The organism is Enterococcus sp. DIV1537a, assembly GCF_051712085.1.
GTDB lineage: Bacteria > Bacillota > Bacilli > Lactobacillales > Enterococcaceae > Enterococcus > Enterococcus faecalis.
In genome coordinates this window covers 2,577,626-2,593,250 of sequence record NZ_JBIOOE010000001.1, presented here as the reverse complement: position 1 = coordinate 2,593,250, position 15,625 = coordinate 2,577,626, and the positions used below count along the sequence as shown (strand labels likewise).

Genomic DNA, 15,625 nt, shown 5'->3' with positions numbered 1-15,625 from the left:
ATGACTGTTTGAAGTAATGACTCAAGCCACTGAACTGAAGGAGGAACTTTTATGTTAGGGATTGTGATTGCTACACATGGTGCACTAAGTGACGGTGCGAAAGACGCAGCTACCGTGATTATGGGCGCAACCGAAAATATCGAAACCGTTAATCTAAATAGTGGAGACGATGTCCAAGCACTAGGCGGACAAATTAAAACAGCGATTGAGAACGTCCAACAAGGGGATGGCGTGTTGGTCATGGTTGACTTATTAAGTGCGAGTCCTTACAATCAGGCAGTTTTGGTGATTAACGAACTCGAACCAGCACTACAAAAGAAAATCTTTGTGGTGAGTGGTACCAACCTACCAATGGTCTTAGAAGCGATAAACCATCAATTATTGGGCACACCGATTGCTGAAGCGGCGCAAGCGATTGTTGCGCAAGGCAAAGAAAGTGTGCAAGCATGGGATATTTCTATGACTTCCTTTGAGGATGAAGAGGATGAGGACGATGATTTTTAAGAATGTAGTAAAGGGTGAAAGCAATGAAATGGGGATTTAGATGGTACGGAGCGGCAGGCGATGCCATTCCGTTAAAACACATTCGACAGATTCCAGGAATTACTGGCGTTGTCGGTACCTTGTTAAATAAACTACCAGGTGATGTTTGGACAGTAGCCGAAATTCAGGCACTTAAACAATCGGTAGAACAAGAAGGATTGGCACTTTTAGGAATTGAAAGTGTCGCTATTCATGATGCCATTAAAGCGGGAACGGATCAACGAGACCATTATATTGATAATTATCGCCAAACGTTACGTAACTTGGGGAAATGCGGAATTTCCTTAGTGTGCTACAGTTTCAAACCTATTTTTGGTTGGGCTAAAACGGACTTGGCGTATGAGAATGAAGATGGCAGCTTATCGTTGTTATTTGATCAAGCTGTGGTAGAGAACATGCAGCCAGAAGACATGTATCAATTGATTCACAGTCAGTCAAAAGGATTCCGGTTACCAGGTTGGGAAGAGGAGCGTTTGCAACAATTTCAAGAATTGAAAGCCATGTATGCTGGCGTAACAGAAGAAGATTTGGTCGAAAATTTGCGCTACTTTTTAGAACGTGTGATTCCTGTCTGTGAAGAAGAAAATATCAAAATGGGGATTCACCCTGATGATCCACCTTGGGAAATTTTTGGTTTGCCAAGAATCACTAAAAATTTAGCGGATTTAAAACGGATCCTTTCCTTAGTGGACTCACCAGCAAATGGGATTACATTTTGTACAGGTTCCCTCGGTGCGGACCCGACGAATGATTTGCCTACTATGATTCGTGAAATAGGTCACAGAATTAATTTTGTTCATTTCCGCAATGTGAAGTATTTAGGTGAGCATCGTTTTGAAGAAACGGCGCATCCGAGTGTCGCTGGTTCGTTAGATATGGCGGAATTAATGCAAGCACTGGTAGATGTAGGGTATGAAGGTGTTATTCGTCCTGACCATGGGCGGGCAATTTGGGATGAAAAAGCGATGCCTGGTTATGGTTTATACGATCGAGCAATGGGGTTGACCTATATTCAAGGACTGTACGAAGCAACCAAAGCCAAACAAAATAGGAAGTGACAGAATGGAAACAAAAGTTGAAAAAAATCAACTGTATCAACAATTAGCGACATGTAAACTTTTACCACTATACACTGCAACAGATTTACGCTATTTGCCACAAGTAGAATCAGTCTTAGTAGAAAACGAATTACCGTTTATTGAAGTCACTTTTCGGAGTCAGCTGGCCTTGCCTGCCATCAAACAACTTGCTGCTTCAGGGAATTTAATTGTGGGCGCAGGAACTGTTAGAACCTTGAAAGAAGCCCAAGAGGCAGTAGCGAACGGTGCACAGTTCATTGTTTCCCCAGCGATTGTTCCAGAAGTCATTGATTTTTGTCTGGCAAATGAGGTGCCTATTTTTCCAGGAACAGCTACGCCTGGGGAGATTCAGCGAGCGCTGGCGTATGGCTTACGAGTGGTTAAATTTTTCCCAGCCGATATTTACGGCGGGTTAAAAGCCATCAAAAGTTTAAGTGGCCCGTTTTATGATGTTCAATTTTTACCAACTGGTGGGATTGATGAAACAAACTTTATAGAGTATGTGGAAGCCAAAGAAGTATTAGCAGTGGGCGGGTCCTTTATTTTATCAGAAAAGATGCTTCAAGAAGATGAAGCTTCGGCACGCCAGCATGTTCAATCTTTACTCACGAAAATCAAAGAACGACAAGCAAAATAAAAAGATGGGCTAAGTTTTGTTACTTAGTCCTCTTTTTTTTTCTGTCCAAATACTACTGACATTATTTTAGTTTTCATTTTGTAAAAATAGTATAGGAGAAAAGCAATCAGTTATGTATAATTAGTGAAAGAAGGTTGCGTGAAGTAAAAATAAAAAGGAGAGCAAAGGATGTTAAAAAATGTAGAAGTGTTCTGGCAAAACTTTTTAGATAAACATGAATTAGATATGCTGATGCCCGATGTGTGGATGTTTGGTGATGGCTCTTCTGAGATGGGTAATCGTTTGGGTCAATTGGTTGTTTCTGGTCGTAAGACAGCGACATGTTCTTCTTTAGATATTTATAAGATGGAAGGAGAACAACTCCCTAAAGCTGGTCAATACGACATAATTTTAGATGGTCAGTCTCAACCGCTGGCTATTATTCGAACAACCAAAGTTGAAATTATGCCCATGAACAAGGTCTCAGAATCTTTTGCGCAAGCAGAAGGTGAAGGAGATTTGACATTGGATTATTGGTATGAAGAGCATGCGCGGTTCTTTAAAGAAGAACTGGCCCCCTATCAGCTACAATTTTATCCCGACATGCTGTTAGTTTGCCAAAGTTTTGAAGTGGTGGATCTTTATACAGAAAAAGAATAAACAGAGAAGCGGTGACTGACACGATTGAAACGAGCAGTCGTCGCTTTTTTTACTGATTTTTTGAAAAAGTTGCGTATGTTTATATAGACAGGGTGATAGAAAAGAGATGTGTATTTTAAGTGTCGAGGAAAAGATGGTACAATAACCTAAGGAATACTAACAAGGAGTGAATGTTATGAAAGAAGAATTTTCATATGAAATTTTAGAAGAAGTCGCTGTGTTATCTGAGAATGCTCGTGGCTGGCGTAAAGAATTAAATTTAATTAGTTGGAATGGTCGTCCACCAAAATTTGATTTGCGTGAGTGGGCCCCTGATCACGAAAAAATGGGTAAAGGCATCACCTTAACTAACGAAGAATTTGCTGAATTAAGCAAAACAATTAAATCCATGTAAAAGGAGCACCCTGTCAATGAAAAGTATGACTGGATTTGGAAAAAAGACCATTCAAAATGAAAATTATCAATTGGATATCGAAGTCAAAAGTGTTAATCAGCGGTTTTTAGATATTCAATTGCGTATGCCAAAGGAACTGAATGCCTATGAACTGGTGATTCGGCAAGTAATCAAACGCACGTTAAAACGTGGGCGTGTGGAAGTCTATGTAAATCTCCAAAAAATCGGCAACAATCAAAAAGAAGTACGCGTGCAGTGGGACTTAATTGATCAATTATTAACTTCGGTAGATCAACATTTAAAGGAAAACTATCCGGAAGCAACGTTTGATGCAGGGGACACGGTCAACCATTTATTAAAGCAAAATGATTTTGTCGAAATAGTGGAAGCAGAAATCGTTGATCAGACATTTGAACCATTTCTTGTTCAAGCATTTGAAGCAGCCATCGCTAGTCTTGACCAAAGCCGTGTGCAAGAAGGAACGCAAATTAAACAAGTCCTGCTTGACTACGTAGCAGTGTTGACCCAATCAATTCAAGAGCTGCAAGCGTTTGTGGGTGTTTTTGAACAAGAATACCGTCAGCGTTTTGAAGCGAAATTAAACGAATGGTTAGGGAGCCAAGTGGATGAAACACGCTTATTAACAGAAATGGCCATTTTATTGGAAAAAGGCGATATTCATGAAGAATTGGATCGTTTGGATATCCATATTGATAAGTTGCATCAGTTGCTTGATGAAACAGAACCAGTGGGCCGAGAACTAGACTTCTTAATTCAAGAAATGAACCGTGAAGTCAATACGATTGGTTCGAAATCAAGTCCAATTGAAATAAAAAATAGTGTCGTTCAAATGAAAACAACCTTAGAAAAGATTCGTGAACAAATTCAAAATGTCGAATAGAGAAAATGGTTTCGTGTTTTTCCAGAAAACGCTATGCTATAATATAGAAGTAACGAATAAATGACAGAGGTGAAAGCAATGACTAAATTTTATGATGTAACCTTTCAAGAATTAAGTGGTCGTTCTGTGGTAAAAACAGAAGTCGCTTCAGACAGAGAACCATTTGACGTCTGGCAAGATGCTTGTGCAAGCTATTCTGAAACAGAATTAAATATCCAAATTAACGAAGACACGTTTGTTACTTTGAATCGTCACTTTGTTGTGCGCATTGACGTGAAAGAAGTTGACGGCCCTGTCGACAAACAAGTTCGTCGTCGCGATGAATTGATGAACGTGGTCAATACGCTTTCTAATATGGGCTTATAAAAAATACCACCAAGCATTTCACGCTTGGTGGTATTTTTTTAAAATTAGAATAAAAGAAACAAGCCAACGGCGCATAGGAAAGAAAGGACTGCGGCACTTAAAAAGATTGTCCGCATGGCTGCAGTTTTACTGCTTTCTTTGCCGTGTTTTTTTTGACGTTCTAAACGTTTTTGAAGCTGACGGGTAATTACTGAGAAGATTAGCCCGAAAAGGACTAAAACACTTGTGGCAATCGATTTGGGAATAAAATGATTCGGTTCTGCAACGGTGGTATCCCCAGAATGTTCGTTTGATTCTTCCGCAGCTTCAGCTGTTGTTTGTTTTGGCTTAACTTCTTGGTAAGCCACTTTAGGCGCTTGAACAGTACTATTTAACAATGTCAAAGGCGTGTCGACTTGCACCTGCCCTGCTACTAATTTAAAAGTAGGCTGACTGCCTTTGGGAACGACACCGTATAAATCGTTAGCCAAAGTGACTTTTTTGTGATCAATGGTTTGTGGTCCTTTGTCTAAAAGTTTTTTGCGTTCGTATGTCGTATAGGCATAGTCCAGCAAAGCATTCCCAGCCACATGCCGTTCGTATTCACCATCTTGGTTTTGCCAATTACCAACGCCTAAAATGACTTCAATTAAACGGAAATCTCCTTGTTTGACAGTCGCAATATAGTTAAAACCGCCTGTTGGACTAGAGCCTGTTTTTAAACCATCCACGCCTTGGTAGCCATACTTAGCGCCTGGTAAAGAATAATTGTACGCTTCAAAAGTTTCCTCGTAAGGCGTGCCGACCATTGTTTTCACCACTGGTTTATTGGTGATTTCTAAAATTTCTGGATAATTTTTCAGAAAATGATAGGTTAGTGAAGCTAAATCCCTAGCTGTAGAGACGTTATCGCCATTTGGGTCAATTCCTTGCATTTGATACAGGCCGTTAAAGGCACTTGCTTGCGCCCCACTGCAGTTGTAATAGGTAGTATTTGTCATCCCTAATTCAGCCGCTTTTTGGTTCATTAAATGAACAAAGTCAGTAGGCTGGTTCCCTGAAATTAAATTTGCCAACATGAGAGTCGCCACATTAGAAGAGGGGACAGCAATCATTTTTAACAGTTCACGGACTGGATAAGCAACACCTAACGTAATTTTGTTATTACTAATGGCGTATATTTTAGAAATATCGACATCTTTTTGCGTAGCAGTCACAGTCGTATCCATTGTAAATTTTCCTTGCTCCATTGCTTCAAAGGCCAAGTACATGGTCATCACTTTGGCAATACTGGCAGGATTCCACGCTAAATCTGGTTGCTGCGACCAGAGAATTTCTCCAGAATCAGCATCAACAACGATGGCTGCTTTGGGGATGCCATCCGCTTTCAGAGTCGTCCCCATTTTTTTAGCAATCGCGGTAATATCTTCTTCTGCGTGAGTCACAGTAGGTTGGGCAAAAAAGGCCCCACAACTGACAACTAAGCCTAGCAGAAACAATGTAAATGGTTTAATTCGTGCGATGTTTCTCAGTCCTTTCTTATTCACGTTTTTTCATCCTAAAGGAGTCATCACTTCATTTTACTTAAAAAATGGCTGCCTGTATAGGAATTCTAGGTAATTTGTTTAAAAAAAGAACAAGTTATGAAAGCCAAATTAAAGAAGAAATGTTATTTTTTCAGTGAATCTCCAAGAAAGTCTTGAAAATTGCAGAAAAAAAGTGCAAAATAGAACTAATACTGTGAAATTATGTTTTGAAAGGAAGTCGTTATGTCAGAGCGCGGGTTATTAATCGTATTGTCAGGTCCTTCAGGAGTGGGGAAAGGGACTGTAAGAAAGGCTATTTTCGACAGTGAAGAAAATGATTTTCAATATTCAATCTCAATGACCACTCGGAAACAGCGAGAAGGCGAAGTGGATGGAGTAGATTACTATTTCCGTTCAAGAGAAGAATTTGAAGCGATGATTGAAGCTGGAGAAATGTTGGAATATGCGGAATATGTTGGTAACTATTATGGGACACCATTAACGTATGTTAACCAGACGCTAGATGAAGGCAAAGACGTCTTTTTAGAAATCGAAGTCCAAGGGGCTAAACAAGTCAAAGACAAAGTGCCTGATGGCGTATTTATCTTTTTGACACCCCCCGATTTAGCGGAATTAAAATCAAGAATTATTGGCCGCGGAACAGATGAAATGTCTGTGATTGAAGAACGAATGGCTGTGGCCAGAGAAGAAATCGAAATGATGGCGCTGTATGATTATGCGGTAGTGAATGATGAAGTTCCTTTAGCCGTGCAACGAATTAAAGACATTATCGCGAGTGAGCACTTCCGTGTTGACCGTGTAATTGGAAAATATATTAAAATGTTAGAGGAGATGTAGCCTTATGATGTTAAAACCGTCAATTGACTCATTGTTAAAAGAAGTCCCTTCAAAATATTCTTTGGTTATTTTAGCAAGCAAACGTGCGCATGAATTAGATGAAGGCGTTCAACCAACCGTTGAATCCTTTGATTCTGTAAAAAGTGTGGGTCGTGCGTTAGAAGAAATCGAAGCAGGAACAGTGATCAGTGATCCAAATCCTGAAGAAAAACGCGAACGTCTACGCATTGAACGTGAAGAACGCAAACGCCAACGTGAACAAGAACAAAAAGAATTAGAAAACCGTTTACGTGACGAAAAAAATTAATTGAATGATTGTCAACGAATGGAGAAAGCCGTCTGTCTATTTCAGAGGCTTTCTCTTCGTTTATTCTGAAAGGTGCCAGCGAGACACACAAGACAAATCAGTCAATCTTTAGTACAATAGGCAAAGAGAATTTACATAAAAAGGAGGACGCACCATGCAAAAAGTAGCCAAAGTTATTGTGGATGTACCAACGATGCAAACCGATCAACCATTCACTTATTTAGTTCCTGAAAATTTAAATGAGCAATTGGCTGTCGGCATGCGTGTAGAAGTGCCTTTTGGTAACGGTAATCGGCATGTTCAAGGGTTTGTTTTAGCCATTGAACCAATGGCTGCAACGGTTCTTGACGAAGCCAACGTTCAGTTGAAAGAACTAGTGGCGGTATTGGACTTAAAACCTGTCTTAAATACAGAAATGTTGGCTTTAGCTGATTATATGAAGGAAAAAACGTTTGCCTTTAAAATCACTTGTTTGCAAACCATGTTACCTAGCGTAATGCGTGCCGATTACCAAAAATATATTTATTTAACGGATGAGCTTTCTGAAGAATTACAAGATCAGTTATTTTATGGTTTAGAGGAAATTTCGTGGGACCAAGCGCAAGAACGTGGGATTTTGCCTCAACTAATGGCGTTGCGTAAACAGCAAAAAGTCGATATTCGCTACGAAGTTACGACGAGAAATAAAGTCAAAATGGTCCGCTTCATTCAAGCCGCTAAGGAATTTGAACAACTAGAGGAAATTCGTTTGGGTTTACGCAAGGGAGCTAAGAAGAAAGAGCAACTTCTTTACTATTTACAACGCTTGGGCACTGAAAAAATCACCGCTGTGAAGGAAATGAAAGAATTAGGTTTCAGTACCGCGCTTTTAAATGAAGCGGCCAAAAACGGCTGGTTAACGTTCATTGAAAAAGAAGCGTATCGTGATCCGTTTGCTAATCAGACGTTTGAAAAAACGACTGCGTTATCTTTGAACGCAGAACAACAGGTGGCTGTGGAAACAATCTTACAATCGGTCCAAGAACAGCAAAGTCAAACCTATTTATTGGAAGGTATTACAGGAAGCGGGAAAACAGAAGTTTATCTACAGGTCATTGCAGAAGTTCTTAACCAAGGCAAAACAGCCATTATGCTTGTTCCTGAAATTTCTTTAACTCCACAAATGGTGCAACGCTTTAAAAGTCGCTTTGGCGAACATGTTGCTGTAATGCATAGTGGCTTATCGCAAGGTGAAAAATACGATGAGTGGCGGAAGATTGAACGAGGAGAAGCGGAAGTGGTGGTTGGCGCGCGTTCTGCCATTTTTGCGCCAATCGAAAACATCGGTGTGATCATTATTGATGAAGAACACGAGGCAAGTTATAAACAAGAAGAAACCCCCCGCTACCACGCGAGAGATTTAGCGATTTGGCGTTCGGAGTATCATCATTGCCCTGTTGTTTTAGGCAGTGCCACGCCATCCTTGGAATCACGCGCTCGTGCGCAAAAAAACGTTTATCAGCGGTTACGATTAACACAGCGTGCCAATCAAGCGGCAACCTTGCCCACGATTGATGTAGTGGATATGCGTCAAGAAGTAGAAAATGGCAATGTCTCTTCTTTTTCCATGTCGTTGCAAGAAAAACTCCAAGAACGCTTAGAGAAAAACGAACAAAGTGTTCTCCTGCTTAATCGCCGTGGCTATTCGTCATTTGTGATGTGTCGCGATTGTGGCTATGTGTTGCCGTGTCCGAATTGTGATATTTCCTTAACTTTGCATATGGATAGCAAAACAATGAAATGTCATTATTGTGGGCATGAAGAGCGGATTCCTTATCGCTGTCCTAACTGTGGCCAAGATAAAATTCGTTACTACGGAACAGGCACACAAAAAGTAGAAGAAGAATTACAAACGTTGTTACCAGACAGTCGTATTCTCCGAATGGATGTTGATACGACCCGTCGCAAAGGTGCGCATGAAAAGATTTTGCGAACATTTGGTGAAGGACAAGCGGATATCTTATTAGGCACACAAATGATTGCCAAAGGACTGGACTTTCCAAATGTGACGTTAGTCGGTGTCTTAAATGCTGATACCGCCTTGAATTTACCCGATTTTCGTTCCAGTGAACGGACCTTCCAATTATTGACACAGGTCAGCGGCCGCGCTGGTCGCGCTGAAAAACCGGGAGAAGTCATCATTCAATCTTTTAACCCCGAGCATTATGCGATACAATTGGCAAAAGCCCAAGATTATGAAGATTTTTATACAAAAGAAATGTATATTCGTCATCGTGGGAATTATCCGCCGTACTATTTTACGGTCCAAATTACGGCCAGCCATCCTGAAGAAAATGAAGCAGCGAAACAAATGTTTCAAATTGCGACGAAATTAAAACAAGGCTTATCGCCGCAAGCTATTTTGTTGGGACCAACGCCCAACGCAATTATGCGTGTCAATAATCGGTACTTTTATCAAGTGATTATCAAGTATAAACAAGAACCAATGCTTCAACCATTATTGAAAGAAATTTTAACCGATACACAACGAGCAACGGCTCGTGGTTTAAAACTTTCCATTGATGCAGAACCCATGAATTTTATTTAAAAAATACAGCTTTGAAAGGAGCACTTATGCGCTATCCAGTTGTGATTCACCCGAACGAACACTTAAAAATGAAGGCTCAACCTGTGACGATTATTACCGATGAAATTGTGCAGTTACTAGAGGACATGTATGAAACAATGCTGGCCCATGATGGGATTGGCTTAGCAGCCCCGCAAATTGGGAAAAATTTACAAATGGCAGTGATTGAAATCGATGAAGAATCTGGTCGTTTTGAACTAATTAATCCTGTGATTATTGAAAAAAAAGGAACCAGTATTGATGTGGAAGGCTGTTTAAGTATTCCAGAAACATATGGAACCGTTGAACGAGCAGATGAAGTGACTGTCCGTTATTTTGACCGTGAAGGTGAAGAAATGGAAGTTACGGCTTACGGCTATTTAGCTCGAGCTTTTCAACACGAAATTGATCATTTGAATGGCGAGTTATTTATCGACAAAATGATTGAGAAAATTGCACCAGAAGATTTAGAAGCGTATATGGAGGAACATTTTGATGACTAAAATTGTATTTATGGGCACACCAGCCTTTTCTGTTCCGATTTTAGAAAGTTTAATCGAGGCAGGCTATGACGTTCAAGCGGTTGTCACGCAACCAGATCGACCAGTTGGCCGAAAAAAAGTGATTACCCCAACGCCTGTCAAAGAAGCAGCTTTAAAACATAACTTATTAGTCTTACAACCAGAGAAAATTTCAGGTTCTCCTGAAATGGAAAAAGTGATTGACTTAGCACCAGATTTAATTGTGACAGCAGCCTTTGGACAATTTTTACCAGAGAAAATTTTAAAAGCGCCCAAACTAGGTGCGATTAATGTCCATGCCTCACTTTTACCAAAATATCGTGGCGGCGCACCTGTACATTACTCGATTATTGAAGGAGAAAAAGAAACAGGCGTCACGATTATGGAAATGGTGAAAAAAATGGATGCTGGCGCGATTTTAGCGCAACGTGCAATTCCGATTACGAAACAAGACGATGTAGGCACCATGTTTGAAAAATTAAGCATTCTAGGAAAAGAACTTTTATTAGAGACGTTACCTAAGCTAATTGCTGGCGAAATCACGCCTATTCCACAAGTGGAAGAAGAGGCTACTTTTTCACCAAATATTACTCGAGAACAAGAACGAATTGACTGGCAAAAAACTGCTGAGGCAATTGATAACCAAGTGCGTGGTATGCGTCCTTGGCCAACAGCGTTCACAACCTATCAAGGGACCAACTGGAAAATTTGGGCAGTGACACCACTGACTGAAACAACAACCAGCGCCCCAGGAACGATTATCCAACGTAGTAAAAAAGCGCTATGGATTGCTTGTGGCGAAGGGACAGTTCTTCAAATTGATCGCCTGCAACCAGCAGGTAAAGGTCAATTAACGATTCAAGAATTTTTAAATGGCGTTGGTCAAAATGTCGCAGAAAAAGATAAGGTGGACTAACAAAAATGGCTGAAAAAATCCCCAAGAAATTAAAACGTTCTGTTCGATACGTTGCTTTAGAAACCATCGAACGTGTGGATAAAGGTGGGGCGTACTCCAATCTTTTACTTAATGAAATGATGACAAAATCAGAACTAAGCGAGAAAGATGGCCGCTTGTTTACAGAACTTGTCTACGGCACAATTAGTCGCAAATTATTGTTGGAATACTACTTAACACCATTTGTTAAGAAACCGCAAAAAGTCGATAATTGGGTGAAAAATTTATTGATTTTATCGTTATATCAATTACTTTATTTAGATAAAGTGCCCGATCATGCAGTCATTAATGAAGCGGTTGAAATTGGCAAACGTCGTGGCAATCCTGGGATTGGTAAATTCGTGAATGGCGTGCTGCGGGCGTTCCAACGAAATGGAGCACCTAGTTTGGCCGCAATTAGCGATCCAGTTGATCGTTTAGCCACGGAAATTAGCATGCCACGTTGGTTAACAGAAAAATTACTTGCCCAATTAGGCGAAGAAGAAACACGGCAGTTAGGTTTGTCATTATTTGAAAAAAGTCATGCGAGTGGCCGAGTAAACACACGGTTTATTTCACGAGAAGAAGCGCTGGAAGAATTACAAGAAACAGGGATTGCCGCGAAGGAAAGTCAACTTTCCCCTTATGGTGTTGTCGCTGAAAAAGGCTACTTAGCTGGCAGTGAACTGTTTATTAACGGTTGTTTAACCATTCAAGATGAAAGCTCTATGCTCGTGGCTCCAGCGATGCAAATTGAACCGCATCATCGTGTCTTGGATGCTTGTGCGGCTCCTGGTGGCAAAACGACTCATATCGCAACTTTTTTAGAGGCTGAAGCAGGTGGTCGTGTGACTTCTTTAGATATTCATGCGCACAAAATTAAGCTAATTAATGAAAATGCGCAACGCCTCCACGTGGCGGATGTCGTCCAAGCAGAAAAGCTTGATGCGCGACAAGTGGCCGAAGAATTTCCCGCAGAAACCTTTGATCGGATTTTAGTTGATGCACCATGTTCAGGCTTAGGGCTAATGCGCCGTAAACCAGACATTAAATATCATAAAACGGCCAATGATTTTCAAAATTTACCTAAAATTCAGTTAGAAATCTTAGAAAGTGTTGCCCCAACACTAAAACAATGGGGTATAATGGTCTATAGCACTTGTACTATTACGCCAGAAGAAAATCAGGAAGTAGTGGCAGCCTTTTTAGCCAAACACCCTGAATTTGAAAAAATTGAAATTGTTGCAAATGAAAACGTCCAAGCAGTAGTAAAAGAGCAAGAACTGGTTCTGTATCCCCATCAATACATGACAGATGGCTTCTTTATTTGCTGTATGCGGAAAGTTAGTTCAAATGAGGTGAAATAATTTGGAAATCAACGTTCAATCAGATGTCGGTCGCAAAAGAAATACGAACCAAGATTATGCCAACGTTTTTGAGAACCAGCAACACATAACCTTTGCTGTTTTAGCAGATGGCATGGGTGGCCACCAAGCAGGTGATGTCGCTAGCCAAATGGCAGTCAATAATTTAGGTGAGAGTTGGTCCAATGCGTCTGTCGACTCAGCTGAAAAATCTGCACAGTGGTTAATTCAAGCAATTCAAAAGGAAAATGAAAAAATTTATGAACGCGGACAATCGAAACCAGAGTATTTAGGAATGGGGACAACCGTGGTTGGTGCCATTCTTTTACCGGATTCATTTGTCTTAGCAAATGTGGGGGACAGTCGTGCTTATTTAGTTCGTGACCAACACATGTTACAATTAACAGAAGATCATTCCTTAGTGAATGAACTAGTAAAATCAGGGGAGATTACTCGTGAGATGGCTGCAAATCATCCACGAAAAAATGTCCTAACACGTTCTTTGGGAATGCCTGGTACTGTCGAAGTCGATGTAACCAATCATGAATGGCTGCCTAATGACTATTTATTGTTATGTTCGGACGGCTTAACCAATATGGTTCCTGAGACAAAAATTTTAGAAATTTTAGAGACGTCAGATCCCTTAGAATCCAAATTGAGCCAACTCGTTGCTCAAGCAAATGAAGCGGGTGGTTTAGATAACATTACCGTGTTAGTGATACACTTTGACGAACAGAAGGAGGAAAACCAATGATAGAAATCGGCAAGAAGCTGAATGGTCGATATCACATTATTGGCAGCATCGGAAGTGGCGGCATGGCCAACGTCTATTTAGCACACGATTTAATTTTAGACCGAGACGTTGCAGTAAAAGTCTTGCGCTTTGACTTCCAAAACGATCAAGCCGCCATCCGACGTTTTCAGCGTGAAGCACTAGCCGCAACTGAGCTGGTTCACCCGAATATCGTCAGTGTGTACGATGTAGGCGAAGAAGATGGACTACAGTATTTAGTCATGGAATATGTGAAAGGAATGGACTTAAAACGTTACATCCAAACGCATTTCCCAATTCCTTATTCCACAGTTGTGGACATTACGCAACAAATTTTATCTGCTGTCGCAATGGCACATGAACATAGAATTATTCACCGGGATTTAAAACCGCAAAACATTCTGATTGACGAACACGGCACAGTCAAAATTACTGACTTTGGGATTGCGATTGCCTTGTCAGAAACGTCAATTACGCAAACGAACACAATGTTAGGTTCGGTGCATTACTTATCGCCAGAACAAGCGCGCGGAAGCATGGCGACCAACCAATCAGATATTTACGCTGTGGGAATTATTCTCTATGAAATGCTAACGGGGAATGTACCGTTTGATGGTGAATCAGCCGTAACGATTGCCTTAAAACATTTTCAAGAAGAAATTCCTTCTGTCAAAATGTTTGATCCAGGGATTCCTCAATCATTGGAAAATGTGGTTCGTCACGCAACCGCAAAAGACCCAAGCGATCGCTACAAAACAGCGAATGAGATGGCAGAAGACTTATACACGTCCTTGTCAGCCAGTCGTTTAAACGAACCTGCGTGGGAACCAACGGCTTTATTAGGAGAAACGAAAGTATTAACTCCGATTCCCGAAGACATCGCTGAACCGGAAGAGACAACGCCTGTCGAAGTTCCAGAAGATATCGCAGATGACATTTTAGCTGAACAACCACCGAAGAAAAACCGCAAAAAATTGTGGATTGGCTTAGCAATTGCGGCATTAATTGCTTTAGCAATAGGTGGCTTAGCCTTTGCAATGTCGGGCGGTAAAGACGTTGAAGTTCCTGATGTTACAAATGAAACGAAAGCGGCCGCTTCACAAGCGCTACAAAGTGCCGGGCTGAAAGTCGATAGTGAAACCAAAAAAATTCCCGACGATAAGATTGAAGAAGGCAAGGTGGTCAAAACAGACCCCGAAGCAAAATCATCTGTGAAAAAAGGCCGATCTGTTACTTTATATATCAGCTCTGGAACAGAAAAAATTGAGATGGCCGATTATACAAAGGAATCGTATGAATCTGCTGTCGAAGCCTTGAAAAAACTAGGGTTTTCAGAAGACCAAATTACAACGAAAAAAGAATACAGTGATTCTGTGTCTACAGATAACATTATTAAACAAAAACCAGCTGCAGGTAAAAAAGTTGATCCGAAAAAAGACAACGTCACTTTAACGGTCAGTGAAGGACCAGAAGCGGTTACTTTGCCTAGTTACGCCGGTTATTCTTACACAAATGCAGTAAATGCACTGGCACAATTAGGTATTTCTGAATCTCAAATTACGCGTGTCGACCAAGCAAGCGATACGGTAGAACCAGGTTTAGTCATTACGCAAGACCCCGCACCAGGGGGCACCGTAGTACCTAAAAATGGTCAAGTGACATTATATGTAAGTAAAGGTAGCGACAAAGTGACACTTTCTGATTATAGCGGAATTTCTTATGATAATGCGGTAAGTCGCTTAATTGCTTTAGGTATCCCAGAATCTCAAATTAAACGAGTGGACGAAGAAAGCGACAAAGTTGAAAAAGATACCGTGATTAGTCAAGAACCAGCTTCTGGTACCGCTGTTGATCCGAAAAATGACACGATTACTTTACATGTCAGCAAAGGCAGCGACTCAGTAACTGTTCCCGATATTTCAGGTTATTCGCCAAAAGCTGCAGAAGACAGCATCAATAACGCTGGCCTTAAAATCAATGAACAAGGATTATCTGGCTCTGGCGATGGCCAAGTCGTTGAACGAACTAGCCCATCCGCTGGCAGCAAAGTCAAAAAAGGCGACGCTGTTACGGTTTATTATTCAAAAGCAAATGATTCAAAAAGCACCAATAGTGAAAGTAGTACGAGTAATTAAGACAAGAGGTTGGGACAGGAGCGTTTAGCTTCAAGAACCAAGTAGGTACTGTTTAACATTTATTT

The 15,625-nt window shown here is 40.8% G+C and carries 16 protein-coding genes; 15 read left to right on the top strand and 1 reads right to left on the bottom strand.

Annotation, left to right across the window (positions count from 1 at the left end; genetic code table 11):
• Nucleotides 1-51 precede the first annotated feature (51 nt).
• The 7 genes from IGJ41_RS12735 (at nt 52) to IGJ41_RS12705 (ending at nt 4,559) form a co-directional block, all read left to right on the top strand.
• Nucleotides 52-504 carry a PTS sugar transporter subunit IIA gene (locus IGJ41_RS12735; protein WP_002354905.1) on the top strand — a complete coding sequence of 151 codons (453 nt, stop codon included), beginning with the start codon at nt 52-54 and terminating at the stop codon, nt 502-504.
• Nucleotides 505-527: 23 nt separating this feature from the next.
• Nucleotides 528-1,601: a mannonate dehydratase gene (gene uxuA / locus IGJ41_RS12730; protein ID WP_002388613.1), complete on the top strand. Its 1,074-nt coding sequence runs from the start codon at nt 528-530 to the stop codon at nt 1,599-1,601.
• Between the two features lie 4 nt (nt 1,602-1,605).
• Nucleotides 1,606-2,259: a bifunctional 4-hydroxy-2-oxoglutarate aldolase/2-dehydro-3-deoxy-phosphogluconate aldolase gene (locus tag IGJ41_RS12725; RefSeq protein ID WP_002354907.1), complete on the top strand. Its 654-nt coding sequence runs from the start codon at nt 1,606-1,608 to the stop codon at nt 2,257-2,259.
• A 168-nt stretch (nt 2,260-2,427) separates the two neighbouring features.
• Nucleotides 2,428-2,898 carry an ASCH domain-containing protein gene (locus tag IGJ41_RS12720; RefSeq protein ID WP_002368453.1) on the top strand — a complete coding sequence of 157 codons (471 nt, stop codon included), beginning with the start codon at nt 2,428-2,430 and terminating at the stop codon, nt 2,896-2,898.
• 175 nt (nt 2,899-3,073) lie between these two features.
• A complete protein-coding gene (locus IGJ41_RS12715; RefSeq protein ID WP_002381076.1) occupies nt 3,074-3,292 on the top strand; it encodes a YdbC family protein in 219 nt (72 codons plus the stop codon).
• 16 nt (nt 3,293-3,308) lie between these two features.
• Complete coding sequence (locus IGJ41_RS12710) at nt 3,309-4,193, top strand: YicC/YloC family endoribonuclease (protein ID WP_002365374.1); 885 nt, start codon at nt 3,309-3,311, stop codon at nt 4,191-4,193.
• 60 nt (nt 4,194-4,253) lie between these two features.
• The gene (locus IGJ41_RS12705) at nt 4,254-4,559 is read left to right on the top strand and encodes a hypothetical protein (RefSeq protein WP_002383233.1); all 306 of its coding nucleotides are present in this window, start codon (nt 4,254-4,256) and stop codon (nt 4,557-4,559) included.
• Nucleotides 4,560-4,603: 44 nt separating this feature from the next.
• Here the strand turns inward: IGJ41_RS12705 and IGJ41_RS12700 are convergent, their stop codons facing one another.
• Entirely contained in the window at nt 4,604-6,085 is a 1,482-nt protein-coding gene (locus IGJ41_RS12700) for a DUF1958 domain-containing protein (protein ID WP_002389422.1), read from the bottom strand.
• 222 nt (nt 6,086-6,307) lie between these two features.
• Here IGJ41_RS12700 and gmk point away from each other — a divergent pair, with 222 nt between their 5' ends.
• From gmk to ireK, 8 genes are all read left to right on the top strand, one after another.
• The gene (gene gmk / locus IGJ41_RS12695; RefSeq protein ID WP_002354915.1) at nt 6,308-6,922 is read left to right on the top strand and encodes a guanylate kinase; all 615 of its coding nucleotides are present in this window, start codon (nt 6,308-6,310) and stop codon (nt 6,920-6,922) included.
• Nucleotides 6,923-6,926: 4 nt separating this feature from the next.
• Nucleotides 6,927-7,229: a DNA-directed RNA polymerase subunit omega gene (rpoZ, locus tag IGJ41_RS12690; protein WP_002354916.1), complete on the top strand. Its 303-nt coding sequence runs from the start codon at nt 6,927-6,929 to the stop codon at nt 7,227-7,229.
• A 154-nt stretch (nt 7,230-7,383) separates the two neighbouring features.
• A complete protein-coding gene (priA, locus tag IGJ41_RS12685; protein ID WP_002419612.1) occupies nt 7,384-9,816 on the top strand; it encodes a primosomal protein N' in 2,433 nt (810 codons plus the stop codon).
• Between the two features lie 26 nt (nt 9,817-9,842).
• Complete coding sequence (gene def / locus IGJ41_RS12680; RefSeq protein ID WP_002371656.1) at nt 9,843-10,337, top strand: peptide deformylase; 495 nt, start codon at nt 9,843-9,845, stop codon at nt 10,335-10,337.
• Nucleotides 10,330-11,271 carry a methionyl-tRNA formyltransferase gene (gene fmt, locus IGJ41_RS12675; RefSeq protein ID WP_002368448.1) on the top strand — a complete coding sequence of 314 codons (942 nt, stop codon included), beginning with the start codon at nt 10,330-10,332 and terminating at the stop codon, nt 11,269-11,271. The genes def and fmt overlap by 8 nt, the downstream gene beginning before the upstream one ends.
• Before the next feature lie 5 nt (nt 11,272-11,276).
• Nucleotides 11,277-12,656 (top strand): 16S rRNA (cytosine(967)-C(5))-methyltransferase RsmB, encoded by a 1,380-nt coding sequence (gene rsmB, locus IGJ41_RS12670; RefSeq protein WP_002354921.1) that lies wholly within the window; start codon nt 11,277-11,279, stop codon nt 12,654-12,656.
• A gap of 1 nt (nt 12,657) precedes the next feature.
• Nucleotides 12,658-13,407, top strand: coding sequence for a Stp1/IreP family PP2C-type Ser/Thr phosphatase (locus tag IGJ41_RS12665; protein ID WP_002354922.1), 750 nt, complete (start codon nt 12,658-12,660; stop codon nt 13,405-13,407).
• On the top strand, nt 13,404-15,560 hold the full coding sequence (gene ireK / locus IGJ41_RS12660) for a serine/threonine protein kinase IreK (protein ID WP_438714540.1): 2,157 nt from the start codon (nt 13,404-13,406) through the stop codon (nt 15,558-15,560). Before IGJ41_RS12665 ends, ireK begins: the two co-directional genes overlap by 4 nt.
• Nucleotides 15,561-15,625: the final 65 nt, after the last annotated feature.